At 42.4% G+C, this 14863-nt stretch carries 17 protein-coding genes; 14 read left to right on the forward strand and 3 right to left on the reverse strand.

All coding sequences use genetic code 11. The features are described 5' to 3' along the window. Window positions 1–75: 75 nt before the first annotated feature. A complete protein-coding gene (gene yihA, locus CYCPU_RS0101005; RefSeq protein ID WP_020161690.1) occupies window positions 76–678 on the reverse strand; it encodes a ribosome biogenesis GTP-binding protein YihA/YsxC in 603 nt (200 codons plus the stop codon). Between the two features lie 157 nt (window positions 679–835). On the opposite strand from yihA, the gene CYCPU_RS0101010 reads away from it, so the two are divergent. From CYCPU_RS0101010 to CYCPU_RS0101030, 5 genes are all read left to right on the forward strand, one after another. Then, a complete protein-coding gene (locus CYCPU_RS0101010) occupies window positions 836–1138 on the forward strand; it encodes a c-type cytochrome (RefSeq protein ID WP_015005013.1) in 303 nt (100 codons plus the stop codon). Window positions 1139–1153: 15 nt separating this feature from the next. Continuing rightward, the gene (locus CYCPU_RS0101015; RefSeq protein WP_015005014.1) at window positions 1154–1765 is read left to right on the forward strand and encodes a c-type cytochrome; all 612 of its coding nucleotides are present in this window, start codon (window positions 1154–1156) and stop codon (window positions 1763–1765) included. An 88-nt stretch (window positions 1766–1853) separates the two neighbouring features. Then, entirely contained in the window at window positions 1854–3842 is a 1989-nt protein-coding gene (locus tag CYCPU_RS0101020) for a cytochrome c biogenesis protein ResB (RefSeq protein WP_026362539.1), read from the forward strand. 9 nt (window positions 3843–3851) lie between these two features. After that, complete coding sequence (ccsB, locus tag CYCPU_RS0101025) at window positions 3852–5027, forward strand: c-type cytochrome biogenesis protein CcsB (protein ID WP_015005016.1); 1176 nt, start codon at window positions 3852–3854, stop codon at window positions 5025–5027. 24 nt (window positions 5028–5051) lie between these two features. Then, window positions 5052–5681 (forward strand): thiol:disulfide interchange protein DsbA/DsbL, encoded by a 630-nt coding sequence (locus CYCPU_RS0101030; protein WP_015005017.1) that lies wholly within the window; start codon window positions 5052–5054, stop codon window positions 5679–5681. 17 nt (window positions 5682–5698) lie between these two features. Here CYCPU_RS0101030 and CYCPU_RS0101035 read toward each other — a convergent pair whose 3' ends face one another. After that, entirely contained in the window at window positions 5699–6148 is a 450-nt protein-coding gene (locus CYCPU_RS0101035; protein WP_015005018.1) for a DUF4124 domain-containing protein, read from the reverse strand. Window positions 6149–6326: 178 nt separating this feature from the next. On the opposite strand from CYCPU_RS0101035, the gene CYCPU_RS0101040 reads away from it, so the two are divergent. The 9 genes from CYCPU_RS0101040 (at window position 6327) to CYCPU_RS0101080 (ending at window position 14200) form a co-directional block, all read left to right on the forward strand. After that, complete coding sequence (locus CYCPU_RS0101040; RefSeq protein ID WP_015005019.1) at window positions 6327–8057, forward strand: acetolactate synthase 3 large subunit; 1731 nt, start codon at window positions 6327–6329, stop codon at window positions 8055–8057. Further along, window positions 8054–8548 (forward strand): acetolactate synthase small subunit, encoded by a 495-nt coding sequence (ilvN, locus tag CYCPU_RS0101045; RefSeq protein ID WP_015005020.1) that lies wholly within the window; start codon window positions 8054–8056, stop codon window positions 8546–8548. Before CYCPU_RS0101040 ends, ilvN begins: the two co-directional genes overlap by 4 nt. Window positions 8549–8611: 63 nt before the next feature. Continuing rightward, window positions 8612–9628, forward strand: a complete 1017-nt coding sequence (gene ilvC, locus CYCPU_RS0101050) for a ketol-acid reductoisomerase (protein WP_016390398.1) — start codon at window positions 8612–8614, stop codon at window positions 9626–9628. Window positions 9629–9738: 110 nt separating this feature from the next. Further along, the gene (gene pssA / locus CYCPU_RS0101055) at window positions 9739–10473 is read left to right on the forward strand and encodes a CDP-diacylglycerol--serine O-phosphatidyltransferase (RefSeq protein WP_015005022.1); all 735 of its coding nucleotides are present in this window, start codon (window positions 9739–9741) and stop codon (window positions 10471–10473) included. Further along, window positions 10470–11138 carry a uracil-DNA glycosylase gene (locus CYCPU_RS0101060; protein WP_020933202.1) on the forward strand — a complete coding sequence of 223 codons (669 nt, stop codon included), beginning with the start codon at window positions 10470–10472 and terminating at the stop codon, window positions 11136–11138. Before pssA ends, CYCPU_RS0101060 begins: the two co-directional genes overlap by 4 nt. Further along, on the forward strand, window positions 11138–11638 hold the full coding sequence (gene rimI / locus CYCPU_RS0101065; RefSeq protein WP_020161693.1) for a ribosomal protein S18-alanine N-acetyltransferase: 501 nt from the start codon (window positions 11138–11140) through the stop codon (window positions 11636–11638). Before CYCPU_RS0101060 ends, rimI begins: the two co-directional genes overlap by 1 nt. A gap of 76 nt (window positions 11639–11714) precedes the next feature. Continuing rightward, window positions 11715–13286 carry a peptide chain release factor 3 gene (locus CYCPU_RS0101070; protein WP_020161694.1) on the forward strand — a complete coding sequence of 524 codons (1572 nt, stop codon included), beginning with the start codon at window positions 11715–11717 and terminating at the stop codon, window positions 13284–13286. Between the two features lie 23 nt (window positions 13287–13309). Beyond that, window positions 13310–14014: an MBL fold metallo-hydrolase gene (locus tag CYCPU_RS0101075; RefSeq protein WP_015005033.1), complete on the forward strand. Its 705-nt coding sequence runs from the start codon at window positions 13310–13312 to the stop codon at window positions 14012–14014. Then, the gene (locus tag CYCPU_RS0101080) at window positions 14015–14200 is read left to right on the forward strand and encodes a (2Fe-2S)-binding protein (RefSeq protein WP_020161695.1); all 186 of its coding nucleotides are present in this window, start codon (window positions 14015–14017) and stop codon (window positions 14198–14200) included. Between the two features lie 4 nt (window positions 14201–14204). Here CYCPU_RS0101080 and CYCPU_RS0101085 read toward each other — a convergent pair whose 3' ends face one another. Beyond that, complete coding sequence (locus tag CYCPU_RS0101085) at window positions 14205–14861, reverse strand: thiopurine S-methyltransferase (protein ID WP_020161696.1); 657 nt, start codon at window positions 14859–14861, stop codon at window positions 14205–14207. Between the last annotated feature and the right edge of the window lie 2 nt (window positions 14862–14863).

Genomic DNA, 14863 nt, shown 5'->3' on the forward strand with positions numbered 1-14863 from the left:
GTTTCCGGTTAGCAATAACCGGGTTTTTATAAGGCTCTAGGCTATTTGTATGGTTCTAGAGCTTTTTTTTGCCTGTTATTTTTGTACATTAAGGTGTTCATCCAACCAGTTATGTAGTTGTTCGATGCCTTCTTTTTTTAGCGAAGAAAATAGCTCAACTTGTACATTTCCAGGTGAATCTTTAAGTTGTTTTTGAACGGCAAACAAAGTGTTTTTAGCGTTATTTCGATTAAGTTTGTCGGCCTTGGTTAGGGCTACAAATACGTCCAAATTTAGATGAGTAGCATAGTCAATCATTTGCCTATCGTACTCACCTAAAGAGCGTCGGATATCGACGAGTAAAACCAGACCGTGCAGTGCCTGCCTTTTTTCTAGGTAGCGCTCAAGCTCAGTTTGCCACTGTTGCTGAATTTTAGGCGGGACTTTAGCGAAGCCATAGCCGGGTAAATCAACAAGACAGCGCTGATCATCAAGCTTAAAATAGACAAGTTGTTGAGTTCTGCCGGGCGTTTTGCTGGTTCTGGCGAGGCTTTTTTGGTTGGTCAATGTGTTGATGGCGCTGGATTTTCCAGCATTAGATCTACCAGCAAAGGCCACCTCATATTCAACCCCTTTAGGAGTTGTTTTGAGGTTGGGAGCGTTTAGTAAGTATTCTGCGCGGTGATAAAGAGGGTTCATGTTACAAGCCAAGCGATAAATTTGTTTATTGTACCGGAGCAAGCAATTTGCAGTGGGGATAACAACAAATCACTTAGAAAAATACTAAATTCAATTAAATTTATTGTAAAATTACGCGCTAGTCTAGCGTTAAGCTAAATATATTGGAGAAATAAAGATGAATAAGGTGTTACTGGCGATAGCCGTTTTACTGCTATCAATTACTGGTCAATCATGGGCGGGTGATGCGGCAGCAGGTAAAGCAAAATCAGCGCAATGTGCGGCTTGCCATGGTGTGGCTGGCATTAGTCCTATGGGTATTTACCCTAATTTAGCGGGTCAAAAAGAACAGTACTTGGTAAAGCAAATAAACAACTTTCGTTCAGGTGTGCGCAAAGACCCTTCAATGCAGGCGATGGTTAGCGCTTTAACTGACGATGACGTGGCGAATCTTGCGGCATATTATGCTGGAATTAAATAAATAAGTAGGCTTGGAATGATGATGAAATTGAACATATTATTGGTTTGTTTTTTTACTGCCTTAGTATCAACGAATGCTTTTGCCGTTGGTGATATTGAAGCCGGCAAGGCGAGTGCGGCAGTTTGCGCGGCTTGCCACGGTCAAAATGGCATCAGCTCCAATCCGATGTGGCCAAAGTTAGCGGGGCAGCATGCTTATTATATTGAAAAAGAACTGCACGACTTTCGAAGTAAAAAACGAAATGACCCAACAATGGCGCCAATGGTTGCCGGTTTGACAGATGTTGATATTGAAAATTTAGCGGCTTACTTTGCCAGCGTGCCGTCAACGGTTGAGGCGGCTAGCGCAGATAAAATTAAGCTGGGCGAAAAGATATACCGTGCTGGAAAGGTTGATAATGGTTTACCGGCTTGTATTGCATGTCATGGCCCTAATGGGGCAGGTAGTGCGCCAGCGCGTTTCCCACGTATTGGCGGTCAGCACGCAGCTTATTTATCTAAAGCGCTGAAGGATTTCAAAGCAGAAACACGAAATAACGATCATCAAGCAATGATGCGTGACATTGCTGGTCGGATGAACAATAAAGAAATTGAAGCAGTTTCATCATATATTTCTGGTTTGCACTAAACGAACGTTTTTTCTGCAAAAAGGGGCAGTTTGCTGCCCCTTTTTGCTATTAGCTTAGTGCTTGCGCAAGCGCGACCTAAAATTTCTTATGAAAAATCCACAACCAGCGACAAGTACTTCGTCAGTTAGAACCTCAGCCTTGTTGTTGAAGTTTATGGGGTCGATGAACTTGGCGATAACCCTTTTAGTGGCGCTATCTATAGCGGCCATTATTGGGACGGTTTTACAGCAAAACCAGTCATACACAGACTATATAATAAAATTTGGACCCTTTTGGTTTGATGTGTTTAATCAACTTGGGCTCTATGATGTTTATTCGTCCAGTTGGTTTTTATTTATTTTGCTTTTTCTGGTGCTCTCTACCAGTACTTGTATTTATAAAAACGCGCCAAATATGTTGCGCGAAATGCGTGAATATAGGCAAAATGTCCAACTTAAAACCTTGGAGAATTATTCAAACACCTATAGTTGGACGTTACCTCAACCGATGGCTGATGTGCAGCATGTTACGCAAAAGATATTCTCACATAATGGCTATAGTGCTCGGCTGAAAGAGGGTGAGTCTTATACCTTGATTGCTGGTATGAAAGGAGGGGCTAGCAGACTGGGCTATATTTTAACGCACGTAGCTATTGTGCTTATCTGTATTGGTGGCTTGATAGATGGTAATGCAGTCTTGAAAGCACGAGAAATGTTGGGTCAAATCATACCTGAAACTCAAAACATTGTAGCCAATGAGGTGCCTGAGGTCAGTCGCTTAGGTATTAATAATCAGTCTTTTAGAGGCAGTGTTTCGATACCAGAAGGTCGTCAAACAGATGTCTTGTTTCTTAACTATAAAGACGGTTACTTGGTGCAAGAGCTGCCTTTCACGGTGGAAGTTAAAGATTTTAGAATAGAGCATTATGAAAGCGGTCAGCCGAAATCATTTGAAAGTGATTTGGTGATTTATGACGAGCGCTTGGATCAACCCTTAGAGCAAACTATTTCCGTTAATCATCCGTTAATCTACGATGGGTATTCTATTTATCAGGCCAGTTTTTCTGATGGTGGCTCTAAACTAGAAATGCTTGCTTGGCCACTAAACGGCGAAAGTAATGTAGGTAAAAAGGTGGACACTAAGGTTGGTGCGGAAGTACCAATAAATTTATCTGGTGAGAGGTGGATTCTAGAACCATCTGATTTTCGATTATTTAATATCAATCCATCGGCAGAGGCGGATAAAAAGTTTGAAAATGCAGGCCCTAGCGTACAGTTTAAAATGCGTGACAAAACGGGCGAAGCGAAAGAGTATTTAAACTATATGGTGCCAGTAGAAAAAGAAGGTGCATATTATTATTTAAGTGGGGTGCGTAGTTCACCGGCTGAGGAGTTTAGGTATTTGTATATTCCCGCAGACGATAAAGGCAGTATAAAACGGTTTATGAATTATCTGCATGCGCTTGGTAATGAAGAGTTGTTGCGTAGAATAGTAACAGAGCAAAATTTTGCCGGTTCGACCTTACCGTCTACTGATGCTGCGCAATTAAACGAAGCGATGATTAAATTGGTAGGGCTATTTATTGAAAATGGAATGGATGGCGTGATCGATAATGTTGAGAAAAATGTACCAGCTGATAAACGTGAAGAAGTCACCAAACTTTACGTTAGGGTGCTTCAACAAATGTTGGGCGCAGTATATGTTGATGTATTGTTGAATGAAGGCGTAGATGTCAGCTTAGGTATAGATGAAAAAAAGGCTGAGTTTTTTGATGCTGCCTCGGCTGCAATGAGTGCAATTGGCCGTTATGGCTCACCAGTCTATTTTCAACTTGCTAGCTTTGTCCATTTGCAAGCGAGTGGCTTGCAAATTGCGAAGGCACCAGGGAAGAACTTAGTTTACCCGGGCTGTGCGATGCTGATATTAGGGGTGTTCTTAATGTTTTATGCCCCTCAGCAGCGGTTATGGGCACGACTGGAAGAAAAAGATGGCGGGCTAAGGTTTGTTTTGGCCGGTCATGCGATTAGAAATAAATTAGACTTTTCGAAACAATATAAACAGATCCAAGCACAGTTTGATCGTGTTTTAACAGGTTAAGGTAACGATATGAACAGTACACATGCAGCGTTGCAACAAGAATTAGATCAGCAATCTTTTTGGAAAGGGCTCGGTATAGTTGATTGGGTGTGGGCGATTATGGTGTTGCTTGGCAGCGGATATGCCTATGCGAGCTATGCCTCGTTAATGGATGTATATGAGCAGGTTATTTTATTTTCAACCGGTATCAGTTTAGTTGCCTTAGGTTGGCATTGGAAAGAAATTAGGGGGCTGTCACTGGCAGTTTTTTTACTCAGTATTTTTGGCATTAGTCGCTACACAAACGGGCTGACTGATGTGGAGACGGATTTCTTTTTGCGGTTTTTGGTATCAAGTCAATCAGCTATTATGTGGATGAGCGCACTGTATGTGCTTGCAACGGTTACTTACTTTATTGCGTTTTTTGCACGTTCAGACTTTATAGGGAAAGTTGCCAGCGCGATGACCTGGTCGGCAACAACAATGGGTTTGGTTGGGTTAATGGTTCGTTGGAGAGAGTCATACCTTATCGGCTTAGATGTTGGGCATATCCCAGTGAGCAATTTGTATGAAGTGTTTATTTTATTTTCAATTATTACGGCCTTGTTGTATTTGTTTTACGAGCGTCGTTATCAGACACGCATGTTAGGCGGGTTTGTACTGCTAATTATTAGTGCAGCGGTTGCCTTTTTGCTTTGGTATGCGTTTGATAGAGATGCCGCCGATATTCAACCATTAGTGCCGGCCTTACAGAGCTATTGGATGAAAATTCATGTGCCAGCCAACTTCGTTGGTTACGGTGCGTTTGCCTTAGCTGCTATGGTAGCAACTGCCTATTTAATTCGTGTCAGAGCGGAACGACTTAACTCGAATAGTATTGCAATGGCCTTGCCTGCGTTAGATATTCTTGATGACCTTATGTATAAATCCATCGCTCTAGGGTTTGCATTTTTTACCTTGGCGACCATTTTAGGCGCGTTATGGGCGGCTGAAGCATGGGGTGGTTATTGGTCTTGGGACCCTAAAGAAACTTGGGCCTTAATTGTTTGGTTGAATTATGCAGCTTGGTTACATATGAGGTTAACAAAAGGTTGGCGTGGAAAACCGATGGCTGCATGGGCCATTGTTGGTTTGTTTGTTACCTTGTTTGCCTTTTTGGGTGTCAATATGTTCTTGTCTGGTTTGCATTCATACGGCGAACTTTAGCGTTATCAATTTTAGGAGAGAATAATGAATAAACTATTGGTCTTATTGAGTATTTTTTTTATATCAGCAGGTTCTTCTTTTGCCGCAGACGTTGAGTTTAAAGAAGGTGTTGATTATCAGCTGATTAAACCTGCTCAACCCACAGATGATTCAAGCCGCCTCGAAGTATTGGAAATCTTTTGGTATGGCTGTCCGCATTGTTACCACTTTGAGCCTACATTAGATCCTTGGGTAGCAAGCCTTCCTGCCGACGTAAATTTTGCTCGCTTGCCTGCGGTTTTCAATGAACAGTGGGAGCGACATGCACGAGCCTACTTCGCAGCCGATATCTTAGGCGTATTAGATGAGTCACATGGTGCGTTATTTCATGCTATGCATGCAGAAAAGGCAGTCATTAATACAGTCAATCAACTGGCTAACTTTTATACGAAGTATGGAATAGATGAGGCGTTATTTAAAAAGACCTACCATTCCTTTATTGTAAATACAAAAGTAGCAAGAGCGAAGGATATGGTTGACCGTTATGGCGTAACAGGCGTACCGGCTATAGTGGTTGAAGGTAAATACCTTATCACAGGGTCAATGGCGAAGAGTTACCAGAACATGTTGAAGATTATGGATTACCTGTTGGCTAAGGAAAGAAAAACAAAATAAATTCACAGTGCGGTGATTTAGCGACAGTTCTTGTTGATAAAGTCGTTAAGTTGTTCGCGCTGTTTGTTTTTATCTTCGTCAGTGAAGCGAGAATAGTTCCCTTCAGTGTCTTTGTACAAACGGTTACCGCCGTAATCTAATTCAATAAGGCTCTTTTTGCTGGCCTCGCAGCTTTCCTGGAGGCGCTTGTTTTCCTCAGCCTGTTGTTGCAGTTTGTCACGAGCAGCTTGACGTTCAGCATTAGATTTGGCTATTTCATTGGCACTATCTTGAATTGATTGTTGGTTTTTTTTAGCATCGGCGACAGGTTTTTTCGTGACAGTAATGTTTTGAGTCGAAATGGATTTGTCAGCTGGCGGATGCTGGCTATAGTGAGTGTTACCTTGGTGGTCAACCCACTGGTAAATGGCCGAATAAGCAAATTGAGCAAAAAGTAAGCAAGAACAAAACATCAAAGCGCGATACATAGGGAAGTCCTTATGATTATGTAGGATTAGTGTCTTTTGGTTAAGTATATAGCACTGTGTGACTAATGAAAGAGCTTGACCAAATGCACAAAAGTTAGTATTTTGTCCAGTTCGATTTCATGTTGTAATCGAATTTATTTTAGATCGAATCAAATCAGTTGAATTTTGGAGAATCATTGTGGAGCTAAGTGGCGGTGAAATCGTCATCCAATCCTTAAAAGATGAGGGTGTGGAATACGTGTTTGGGTACCCTGGTGGGTGCGTATTACATATATATGATGCTATTTTTAAGCAAGAAGATGTGAAACACGTGTTGGTCCGCCATGAGCAAGGTGCTACTCATGCGGCCGATGGTTATGCGCGCTCGTCAGGTAAGCCTGGTGTGGTACTTGTAACCTCTGGCCCCGGTGCAACAAATGCAGTAACCGGCATTGCTACAGCCTATATGGACTCAATTCCTCTGGTGGTGATCACTGGGCAAGTGCCTCGAGCAGTTATTGGTACCGATGCTTTTCAAGAAGTTGATACGGTCGGTATTACTCGCCCGTGTGTAAAACATAATTTCTTGGTAAAGGATGTTGCCGATATTGCTGAAACGATGAAAAAGGCGTTTTATTTAGCTATGTCAGGTCGCCCAGGCCCTGTTGTGGTTGATATCCCTAAAGATATAACAGACCCTGATATTAAGGTGCCTTACCAGTATCCTGAAGAAGTAGTCATGCGTTCTTATAAACCAATAATTAGTGGCAATATTGGTCAAACAAGAAAAGCAATTGAACTGATTAAAGCAGCTAAACGCCCTGTAATATACAGTGGTGGTGGCGTTATTTTAGGTGAAGCTAGCGAAGAATTTAGACGGCTTTGTAAAACGTTGAATTTCCCTGTTACTCAGACCTTAATGGGCTTAGGGGCTTTTCCAGGCACAGACCCGCAGTCTATAGGAATGCTGGGTATGCATGGTACTTACGAAGCGAATATGGCAATGCATGATAGTGATTTAATTATTGCTATCGGCGCTCGGTTTGACGATCGGGTAACAGGTAAAATTGCCGAGTTTTGCCCAAATGCCAAAATTATTCATATTGATGTGGATCCGGCCTCTATTTCTAAAACCATTACGGTTGATGTGCCTATTGTTGGACAGGTAAAACCTGTTGTATTAGACATGCTTGCACAAATAGAGAGTTTAGGTGAAACCTTTGATCGTGAGCGTATTGCTGATTGGTGGCGACAAATAGACGAATGGCGTGCAGTAGATTGCATGGCATACGATAAGAACAGCGGCACTATCAAACCACAATATGTTATCGAGCAACTGTATAAGGTAACGAACGGTGAAGCCTTTGTAACATCGGACGTGGGCCAGCACCAAATGTTTGCCGCACAATTTTACCCGTTTGATAAACCTCGTCGTTGGATCAATTCTGGTGGCTTAGGAACAATGGGTTTTGGTTTGCCGGCGGCGATGGGTGTAAAGTTTGCTAACCCAGAGGCTGATGTTGCTTGTGTAACCGGCGAAGGAAGCATACAAATGTGCCTGCAAGAGTTATCGACCATGTTGCAATACGATACTCCCGTGAAAGTGATTAACTTAAACAATGGTTATCTAGGCATGGTGCGTCAGTGGCAAGAGTTCACTTATAAAAGTCGTTATTCACATTCTTACCTTGAAGCATTACCAGACTTTAAAAAGTTAGCAGAAGCGTATGGTCATGTGGGTATTCAAGTGACTAAAAAAGAAGATGTAGAGCCGGCGCTAAGGGAAGCCTTTGCGATGAAAGATCGTACGGTTTTTCTAGACTTTTTAACAGATACAGAAGAAAACGTATATCCAATGATTGAGGCAGGTAAAGCTCATAACGATATGGTAATGGCGCCAAACTCAAAGTATAAAAGGATATTGGCATGAGTCGTCAGCATATTATTTCAGTCTTATTGGAAAATGAAGCCGGTGCTTTGTCGCGTGTTTCAGGCTTGTTTTCTGCTAGAGCTTACAACATTGAGTCCTTAACGGTTGCACCGACTCAAGACCCTACCTTGTCTCGACTAACATTGGTAACCGTTGGCAATGATGAGACAATTGAGCAAATTAAAAAGCAACTGAATAAATTAATTGATGTGGTGAAGTTAATTGATTTATCAGAGTCCTTTTCATTAGAACGCGAGCTAGTTTTGCTGAAGGTGAAAAAGAATGATGCCATGTTGCAAAAAATTGACAGTTTAGGCGCCGATTCATCAGCCCGTATTACCGATGAAACGGATGGCTATTTGATTGTTGAATTATCAGGCGAAAAAGCTTGGTTGGATGATTTCTTGTCTTCATTGGAAAATGAAGTTATTGATGTTGTTCGGACCGGTGTCATCGGTTTGTCTCGTGGTGAGAGATCGTTAACGCTGTAACAAGTTAAGTGCGGCGTCTTGCGCAGGCAGGACGGTTAAATTTTAATAAAATTAAGGAAAAAGATGAATATTTACTACGATAAAGACGCGGACCTTTCAATCATTAAAGGAATGACAGTAGCTGTTATTGGTTATGGTTCACAAGGCCATGCGCATGCAAATAACCTAAAAGATTCTGGCGTTAATGTTGTTGTTGGTTTAAGAGCTAGCTCAAGTTCAGTGGCTAAAGCACAAGAAGCTGGCCTAGCGGTTAAAGAAGTGGCTGAAGCGGTAGCATCTGCTGACTTAGTAATGATTTTGACTCCGGACGAATTTCAATCTCAGTTATATAAAGAAGAAATTGAGCCAAATATTAAGCAAGGTGCTGCATTAGCATTTGCACACGGTTTTGCTATTCATTATAACCAAGTGGTACCACGTGCTGACTTAGATGTGATTATGATTGCACCTAAAGCGCCTGGACATACCGTACGTAACGAATTTAAAAACGGTGGTGGTATTCCCGATTTGATTGCTGTTTTCCAAGATGCATCTGGCAAAGCTAAAAATATCGCCTTGTCATACGCATCAGCAATTGGCGGCGGTCGTACAGGTATTATCGAAACAACCTTTAAAGATGAAACAGAAACTGACCTATTCGGTGAGCAAGCTGTTTTATGTGGTGGTACGGTTGAACTTGTTAAAATGGGTTTTGAAACATTGGTTGAAGCCGGCTATGCACCAGAAATGGCGTACTTTGAATGTTTGCATGAGTTAAAACTGATTGTGGATTTAATGTACGAAGGTGGCATTGCTAACATGAACTACTCGATCTCAAACAATGCTGAGTATGGTGAGTATGTAACCGGTAAGAAAGTGATCAATGACGAATCTCGTGAAGCAATGCGTGAAACGTTAAGAAACATTCAAAATGGTGAGTATGCTAAACAGTTTATTGTTGAAGGGGCGACTAACTACCCATCAATGACAGCAAACCGCAGAAATAATGCGGCACACCAAATTGAGCAAGTTGGCGGAAAATTACGTGAAATGATGCCATGGATTACTGCCAATGCTTTAGTTGATAAAACTAAAAACTAGGTCGTTTTTTAAAGACTACAAAAGCGGCCGTTTTAACGGCCGCTTTTTTTTGTCATCATATAGATGATGCTAGGCTATACTAAAAATACAACCAACGGAGTTAGTACTTGATGAAACAAACACCCCCTCCATCCAAAGGGCTGTATTTACTGCCAAACTTATTTACAACCAGCGCCTTGTTTGCTGGCTTTTATGCGATTACAGGCGCAGTTAATGGCCATTTTGAAATAGCTGTTATTGCTATTTTTATTGCCATGGTGCTGGATGGCCTTGATGGCCGTGTTGCACGCATGACCAATACTCAAAGCGAGTTTGGTGCACAATACGATAGCTTGGCTGACTTGGTTTCATTTGGTGTGGCACCTGCAGCAGTTGCTTATTCGTGGGGGCTGTCGTCCTTAGGCAAGTTTGGTTGGATGGTAGCCTTTGTATATGCAACGTGTGGTGCATTACGTTTAGCACGCTTTAATGTTCAGCATAACATTGCTGATAAACGCTACTTTCAAGGGTTAGCCAGCCCAGCTGCCGCTGCCCTAGTGGCCGGCTATGTGTGGTTAATGGAAGACTACCAATTAACAGGCACCGCGGCGACGGCAGGCTTACTAACAGTCACCTTATGTGCGGGTTTATTAATGGTTAGTAACATTCGTTACCATAGTTTCAAAGAGCTTAATTTTACGGGCAAGGTGCCTTTTGTCGTTGCCGTGATTGTTATGCTGGTTTTAGCCTTAATCTATGCTGCGCCTCCGTTAATATTATTTATTATGTGTTTAGTGTATGCCTTATCTGGACTAGTACTAACGATGCGCTTATTGCGCCGAACACAACGCGATAAAACTGAATGACAACATCCAATAGGCAGCTAGCCTACTTGGATCTGATGGGCGTTCAAGTTTGGCAAGAGAGGAGCAGGCAAGAACAGGTAATCGCCGAAGAAGTCAGTGACGACGTTACAGCAAACACCCTTCAAGAGCTTTACGAAATAGCGTCAAACTGCCAACGTTGTGAGGCTTCAGCTGTTAGGAACCAGCTAGTGTTTAGCGATGGCCCAATGCACGCCGACTGGCTCATCGTTGGTGACTTTCCAACACAACAAGATGATAGAGAAGGGCGGCCATTAACTGGTGACGTGGCTCACTTATTATCAGAAATGTTATTGGCGGTCGGGGTTAAAAAATCGACAGTTCATTTAACAAACAGTGTTAAGTGTCGTTCAGCTAATGTTGAAGCGGAAAAGGTCGAGTTATTATCGTGCCGAGCTTACTTGATTCGTCAAATAGAATTGGTAAAACCACAGCTTGTCTTTGTATTGGGTGAAAAGGCAGCACAAAGCTTACTAAAATCAAACGAATCGTTAAGCCACCTAACAGGAACAGTGCATAAGGTTGATGATGTGCCCACACCAATAGTGGTCAGTTGTCACCCACGCGATTTATTAAAAACACCTTCAGCCAAAAGGCAAGCTTGGGACGATATACAACTGGCAAGAACGCTGGTTAGCAAGGCTTGATGTTAACTAAATTAAAATCGTTGCTGAGTTTAACTGGCCCTCAAGTGGATTATTTACGCCCATTAAAAACAAACGATATTCCCAAAGTTCTGACAATTGAGCGGCAAATGTATAGCTACCCTTGGAGTGAAGGTATCTTCAAAGACTGTTTAAAAATTGGCTATTCAAATTGGGCCTTTATTAAAGACGGTCAGTTCGTAGGCTATGTTATTTTATCAGTCGCAGTTGGCGAAGCGCATATCTTAAATATATGCTTGGACCCTGCCTACCAAGGCAAAGGATTAGGTCGACAATTTCTAAAAGAAGTGCTGATTATCGCGAAGAAAAAAAATGCAAACAGTGTTTTCTTGGAAGTAAGACCCTCCAATACAGCAGCCGTTCAACTCTATAAAACCGCCGGTTTTAAAAAAATTGGCAAACGTAAAAATTATTACCCAGCAGCCGATGGTAAAGAAGATGCTTTGGTCTTATCGTTGGATTTAACATCAGATTCTGCGTAAAAAGCTCCTTTGGCATTATTAGCTAACAATCGCTTGCCGTATAATGCCAAATCATTATTTTAAGTAGTTAATCAGCATGTCTAGCGAATTTAAAAAACGGCGAACGTTTGCCATTATCTCCCACCCCGATGCGGGTAAAACAACGCTGACCGAAAAACTGTTGTTGTTCGGGGGCGCGATTCAGGTTGCGGGGTCAGTTAAAGGGCGAAAAGCTTCACGACACGCAACATCTGACTGGATGGAAATGGAGCAAGAGCGGGGTATTTCGATTACTACCTCGGTGATGCAATTCGAACATAATGAAAAATTATTGAACCTGCTCGATACCCCTGGGCATGAGGATTTTTCTGAAGATACCTATCGAACATTAACAGCGGTTGATTCTGCGTTGATGGTCATCGATTGTGCGAAAGGGGTGGAAGCCAGAACCATTAAATTAATGGAAGTGTGTCGTTTGCGTGATACGCCGATTATTAGTTTTATTAATAAGTTGGACAGGGAAGGCAGGGATCCTTTAGAGCTTATTGATGAAGTTGAGTCGGTGTTGAAAATTCAATGTGCGCCAATGACATGGCCAATAGGCATGGGTAAGCGCTTTAAAGGCGTTTACCATATCTATAAGGATGAGGTACATGTGTTTAGCCCAACGCATGGCGGTAAAATTGCCACTGGCGAAATATTTAAAGGGCTAGATAATCCTGGGCTCAAGGAGTTGATGGGCCATGAGTTTGAAGATTTTTTTGAGGAGTTAGAGCTTGTTCGAGAAGCCAGTACGCCTTTCGATATAGACGCTTATTTAGCGGGTAAACAAACACCGGTGTTTTTTGGCTCGGCGGTGAATAATTTTGGTGTGGGTGAATTGCTTGACGCGTTTGCAGAATATGCGCCAGCTCCTCAACCACGACAAGCCGTTGAACGTGAAGTGCTGCCAGAAGAAGATAAGTTTTCGGGTTTTGTATTTAAGGTTCAAGCCAATATGGATCCAGCGCATCGTGATCGAATAGCCTTTATGCGTATTTGTTCCGGTGAGTATTCACAGGGTATGAAAATAAACCATGTGCGTATTAAGAAGAATATTCAGGTTGGTAATGCCATTACGTTTCAGGCGGATAGCCGGAAAAACGTAGAACAGGCTTTTGCAGGTGACATCATTGGGCTGCATAATCATGGCACCATTCAAGTGGGTGATACGTTTACACAAGGTGAGGCTTTAAAATTTGGTGGTATTCCTTATTTTGCCCCAGAGCTTTTTCGTAAAGCTGTCTTAAAAGACCCGCTACGTATGAAGGCTTTACAAAAAGGCCTGACGCAATTAACCGAAGAAGGTGCGACGCAGTTATTTAAACCGCTACGGAATAATGACTTAATTTTAGGTGCAGTGGGTGTGCTTCAGTTTGAAGTAACGGCGCAACGGCTTAAAAGTGAGTATAACGTAGAGTGTGTGTATGATAATGCACCTATTACAACGGCTCGTTGGGTGAGCTGTGATGACCCGAAAAAATTTGAAGAGTTTAAGAAGAAAGCGCACGATAGTTTGGCAGAAGATGGCGGTGGCTATTTGGTATATTTAGCGAAAAGCCGAGTTAACCTATCGTTAACACAAGAGCGCTGGCCAGAGATAACCTTTAGTGCGACACGCGAGCTGTAAAACATAAATGATAGGAGTGAGTGATGACTGAAAAAAACTATTCAATAGAAGCATTAGAACTAGGCCCTGCAGAAAACTTTATTTATCTGATTCACGATCACAAAACTAACCGAGCAGCGGTGGTAGATCCTGCTTGGGATGTGCCTAAGGTAATAGAGTTGGCTAAGCAAAAAGGAGTCGAGATTACCGATATCCTGCTAACGCATAGTCACCATGACCATATTAACGGTATTGGTGATGTGCTGGATAAGTACGATGCACAGGTACATTTGTTAAAGCAAGAAGCTGACTTTTGGGGTGATCACCCAGCCTCGCCAAGCATTCATTATGGTGGTGATGAAATTATGTTGGGTGATAGTAGTATTAAAGTGTTGCATACGCCGGGGCATACGCCCGGTTCAGCGTGTTATCAAATAGGCGATGATTTGTTAACGGGCGATACGATGTTTGTTTTTGGTTGTGGACGGTGTGATTTCACAGGCGGCGACCCAGAAGTAATGTATAAAACCTTGAATAAAATTCGTACGGAATTACCAAGTTCTACGACGATTCTGCCGGGGCACAATTATGCGGTTAAAAAGACATCAACCATCGCAGAGCAAATAAAAGGTAACCCGTTTTTGCATCAGCATAGCCTGCAAGATTTTGTGCAATACCGAATGAATACGCCAAAACGCAAGAGCCCTTATGAGGCAGAGCCAGAATCGGGCTGTGGGCACGATCACTAAGTGGCGTATGAATTTAAAGATGATGATGTGATTTGCAGTTGCACGGGCGTCACCAAAAAGCACTTTTTAACAAGGATAAAGGCCGACAATATCGAGACACTTGAGCAGGCAAGGGAAAAAACACACGTTAATGTTGCCTGCGGCATGTGTGTTTATATTGTGGAAAAACTGCTCGATGTAGACTAAAAGGTTATTTTTCTGTGAGCAAAAAAACGTGTTCAAGCATGCGCGATACGCCTTTGGCCTTGAAGCGTTTTGATTGCTCTAAAATATCCTCAGACACTAAGCACTGAATCTCATAACGCGCAGAGAAATGTTGCTGTACTTCGTCAGGTGTTACCGAAAAGGGAGGGCCGCTCATTTCATGTTGGGGGTAGTCAACAGTAACGAGTAGGCGCTGCGTTTTATTAGGTAAAAGTTCATTTAGTTTTTCGACATAGCGGGCGCGCATATCCGCTGGAAAAGCAATCAAGGACGCACGATCGTAAACAAGCTGGTAAGCAGCTACGTCGTCGGCTGTTAGTTCGAATAAATCGCCGCAAATAATGGTGAGATTTTCATAACGATACGTTAAAAAGCGATCACCCTGGGTAATACTAGGCGTGAGATTGTTTTCCTTGAAAAAGTCCTCCACGGCTTTTTTGCTTAACTCAATGCCCAATACTTTTTCGGCGTGTTCTGCTAACCAGATAAGGTCTTTGCTTTTGCCGCACAAAGGCACAAAAACAGCGGCGTTTGCTTTTGGTTTGAGTGCAGCAAAGTGCTCGATAAGATACGGGTTAACGTCATTTAAGTGAAAACCAATTTCACTTTTTGCCCAACGTTCATGCCAAAAGTTAGTGTCCATAA

It is taken from the genome of Cycloclasticus pugetii PS-1, assembly GCF_000384415.1.
Classification (GTDB): Bacteria; Pseudomonadota; Gammaproteobacteria; order Methylococcales; family Cycloclasticaceae; genus Cycloclasticus; species Cycloclasticus pugetii.

What these genes read in the sequence shown, in the direction of transcription:
- CYCPU_RS0101060 (WP_020933202.1), top strand. Translation starts at nt 10,470, where the DNA reads ATGACAACATCCAATAGGCAGCTAGCCTACTTGGATCTGATGGGCGTT.
- ilvC (WP_016390398.1), top strand. Translation starts at nt 8,612, where the DNA reads ATGAATATTTACTACGATAAAGACGCGGACCTTTCAATCATTAAAGGA.
- ccsB (WP_015005016.1), top strand. Translation starts at nt 3,852, where the DNA reads ATGAACAGTACACATGCAGCGTTGCAACAAGAATTAGATCAGCAATCT.
- ilvN (WP_015005020.1), top strand. Translation starts at nt 8,054, where the DNA reads ATGAGTCGTCAGCATATTATTTCAGTCTTATTGGAAAATGAAGCCGGT.
- CYCPU_RS0101030 (WP_015005017.1), top strand. Translation starts at nt 5,052, where the DNA reads ATGAATAAACTATTGGTCTTATTGAGTATTTTTTTTATATCAGCAGGT.
- CYCPU_RS0101070 (WP_020161694.1), top strand. Translation starts at nt 11,715, where the DNA reads ATGTCTAGCGAATTTAAAAAACGGCGAACGTTTGCCATTATCTCCCAC.
- CYCPU_RS0101010 (WP_015005013.1), top strand. Translation starts at nt 836, where the DNA reads ATGAATAAGGTGTTACTGGCGATAGCCGTTTTACTGCTATCAATTACT.
- yihA (WP_020161690.1), bottom strand. Translation starts at nt 678, where the DNA reads ATGAACCCTCTTTATCACCGCGCAGAATACTTACTAAACGCTCCCAAC.
- pssA (WP_015005022.1), top strand. Translation starts at nt 9,739, where the DNA reads ATGAAACAAACACCCCCTCCATCCAAAGGGCTGTATTTACTGCCAAAC.
- CYCPU_RS0101085 (WP_020161696.1), bottom strand. Translation starts at nt 14,861, where the DNA reads ATGGACACTAACTTTTGGCATGAACGTTGGGCAAAAAGTGAAATTGGT.
- CYCPU_RS0101020 (WP_026362539.1), top strand. Translation starts at nt 1,854, where the DNA reads ATGAAAAATCCACAACCAGCGACAAGTACTTCGTCAGTTAGAACCTCA.
- CYCPU_RS0101035 (WP_015005018.1), bottom strand. Translation starts at nt 6,148, where the DNA reads ATGTATCGCGCTTTGATGTTTTGTTCTTGCTTACTTTTTGCTCAATTT.
- CYCPU_RS0101015 (WP_015005014.1), top strand. Translation starts at nt 1,154, where the DNA reads ATGATGATGAAATTGAACATATTATTGGTTTGTTTTTTTACTGCCTTA.
- CYCPU_RS0101075 (WP_015005033.1), top strand. Translation starts at nt 13,310, where the DNA reads ATGACTGAAAAAAACTATTCAATAGAAGCATTAGAACTAGGCCCTGCA.
- rimI (WP_020161693.1), top strand. Translation starts at nt 11,138, where the DNA reads ATGTTAACTAAATTAAAATCGTTGCTGAGTTTAACTGGCCCTCAAGTG.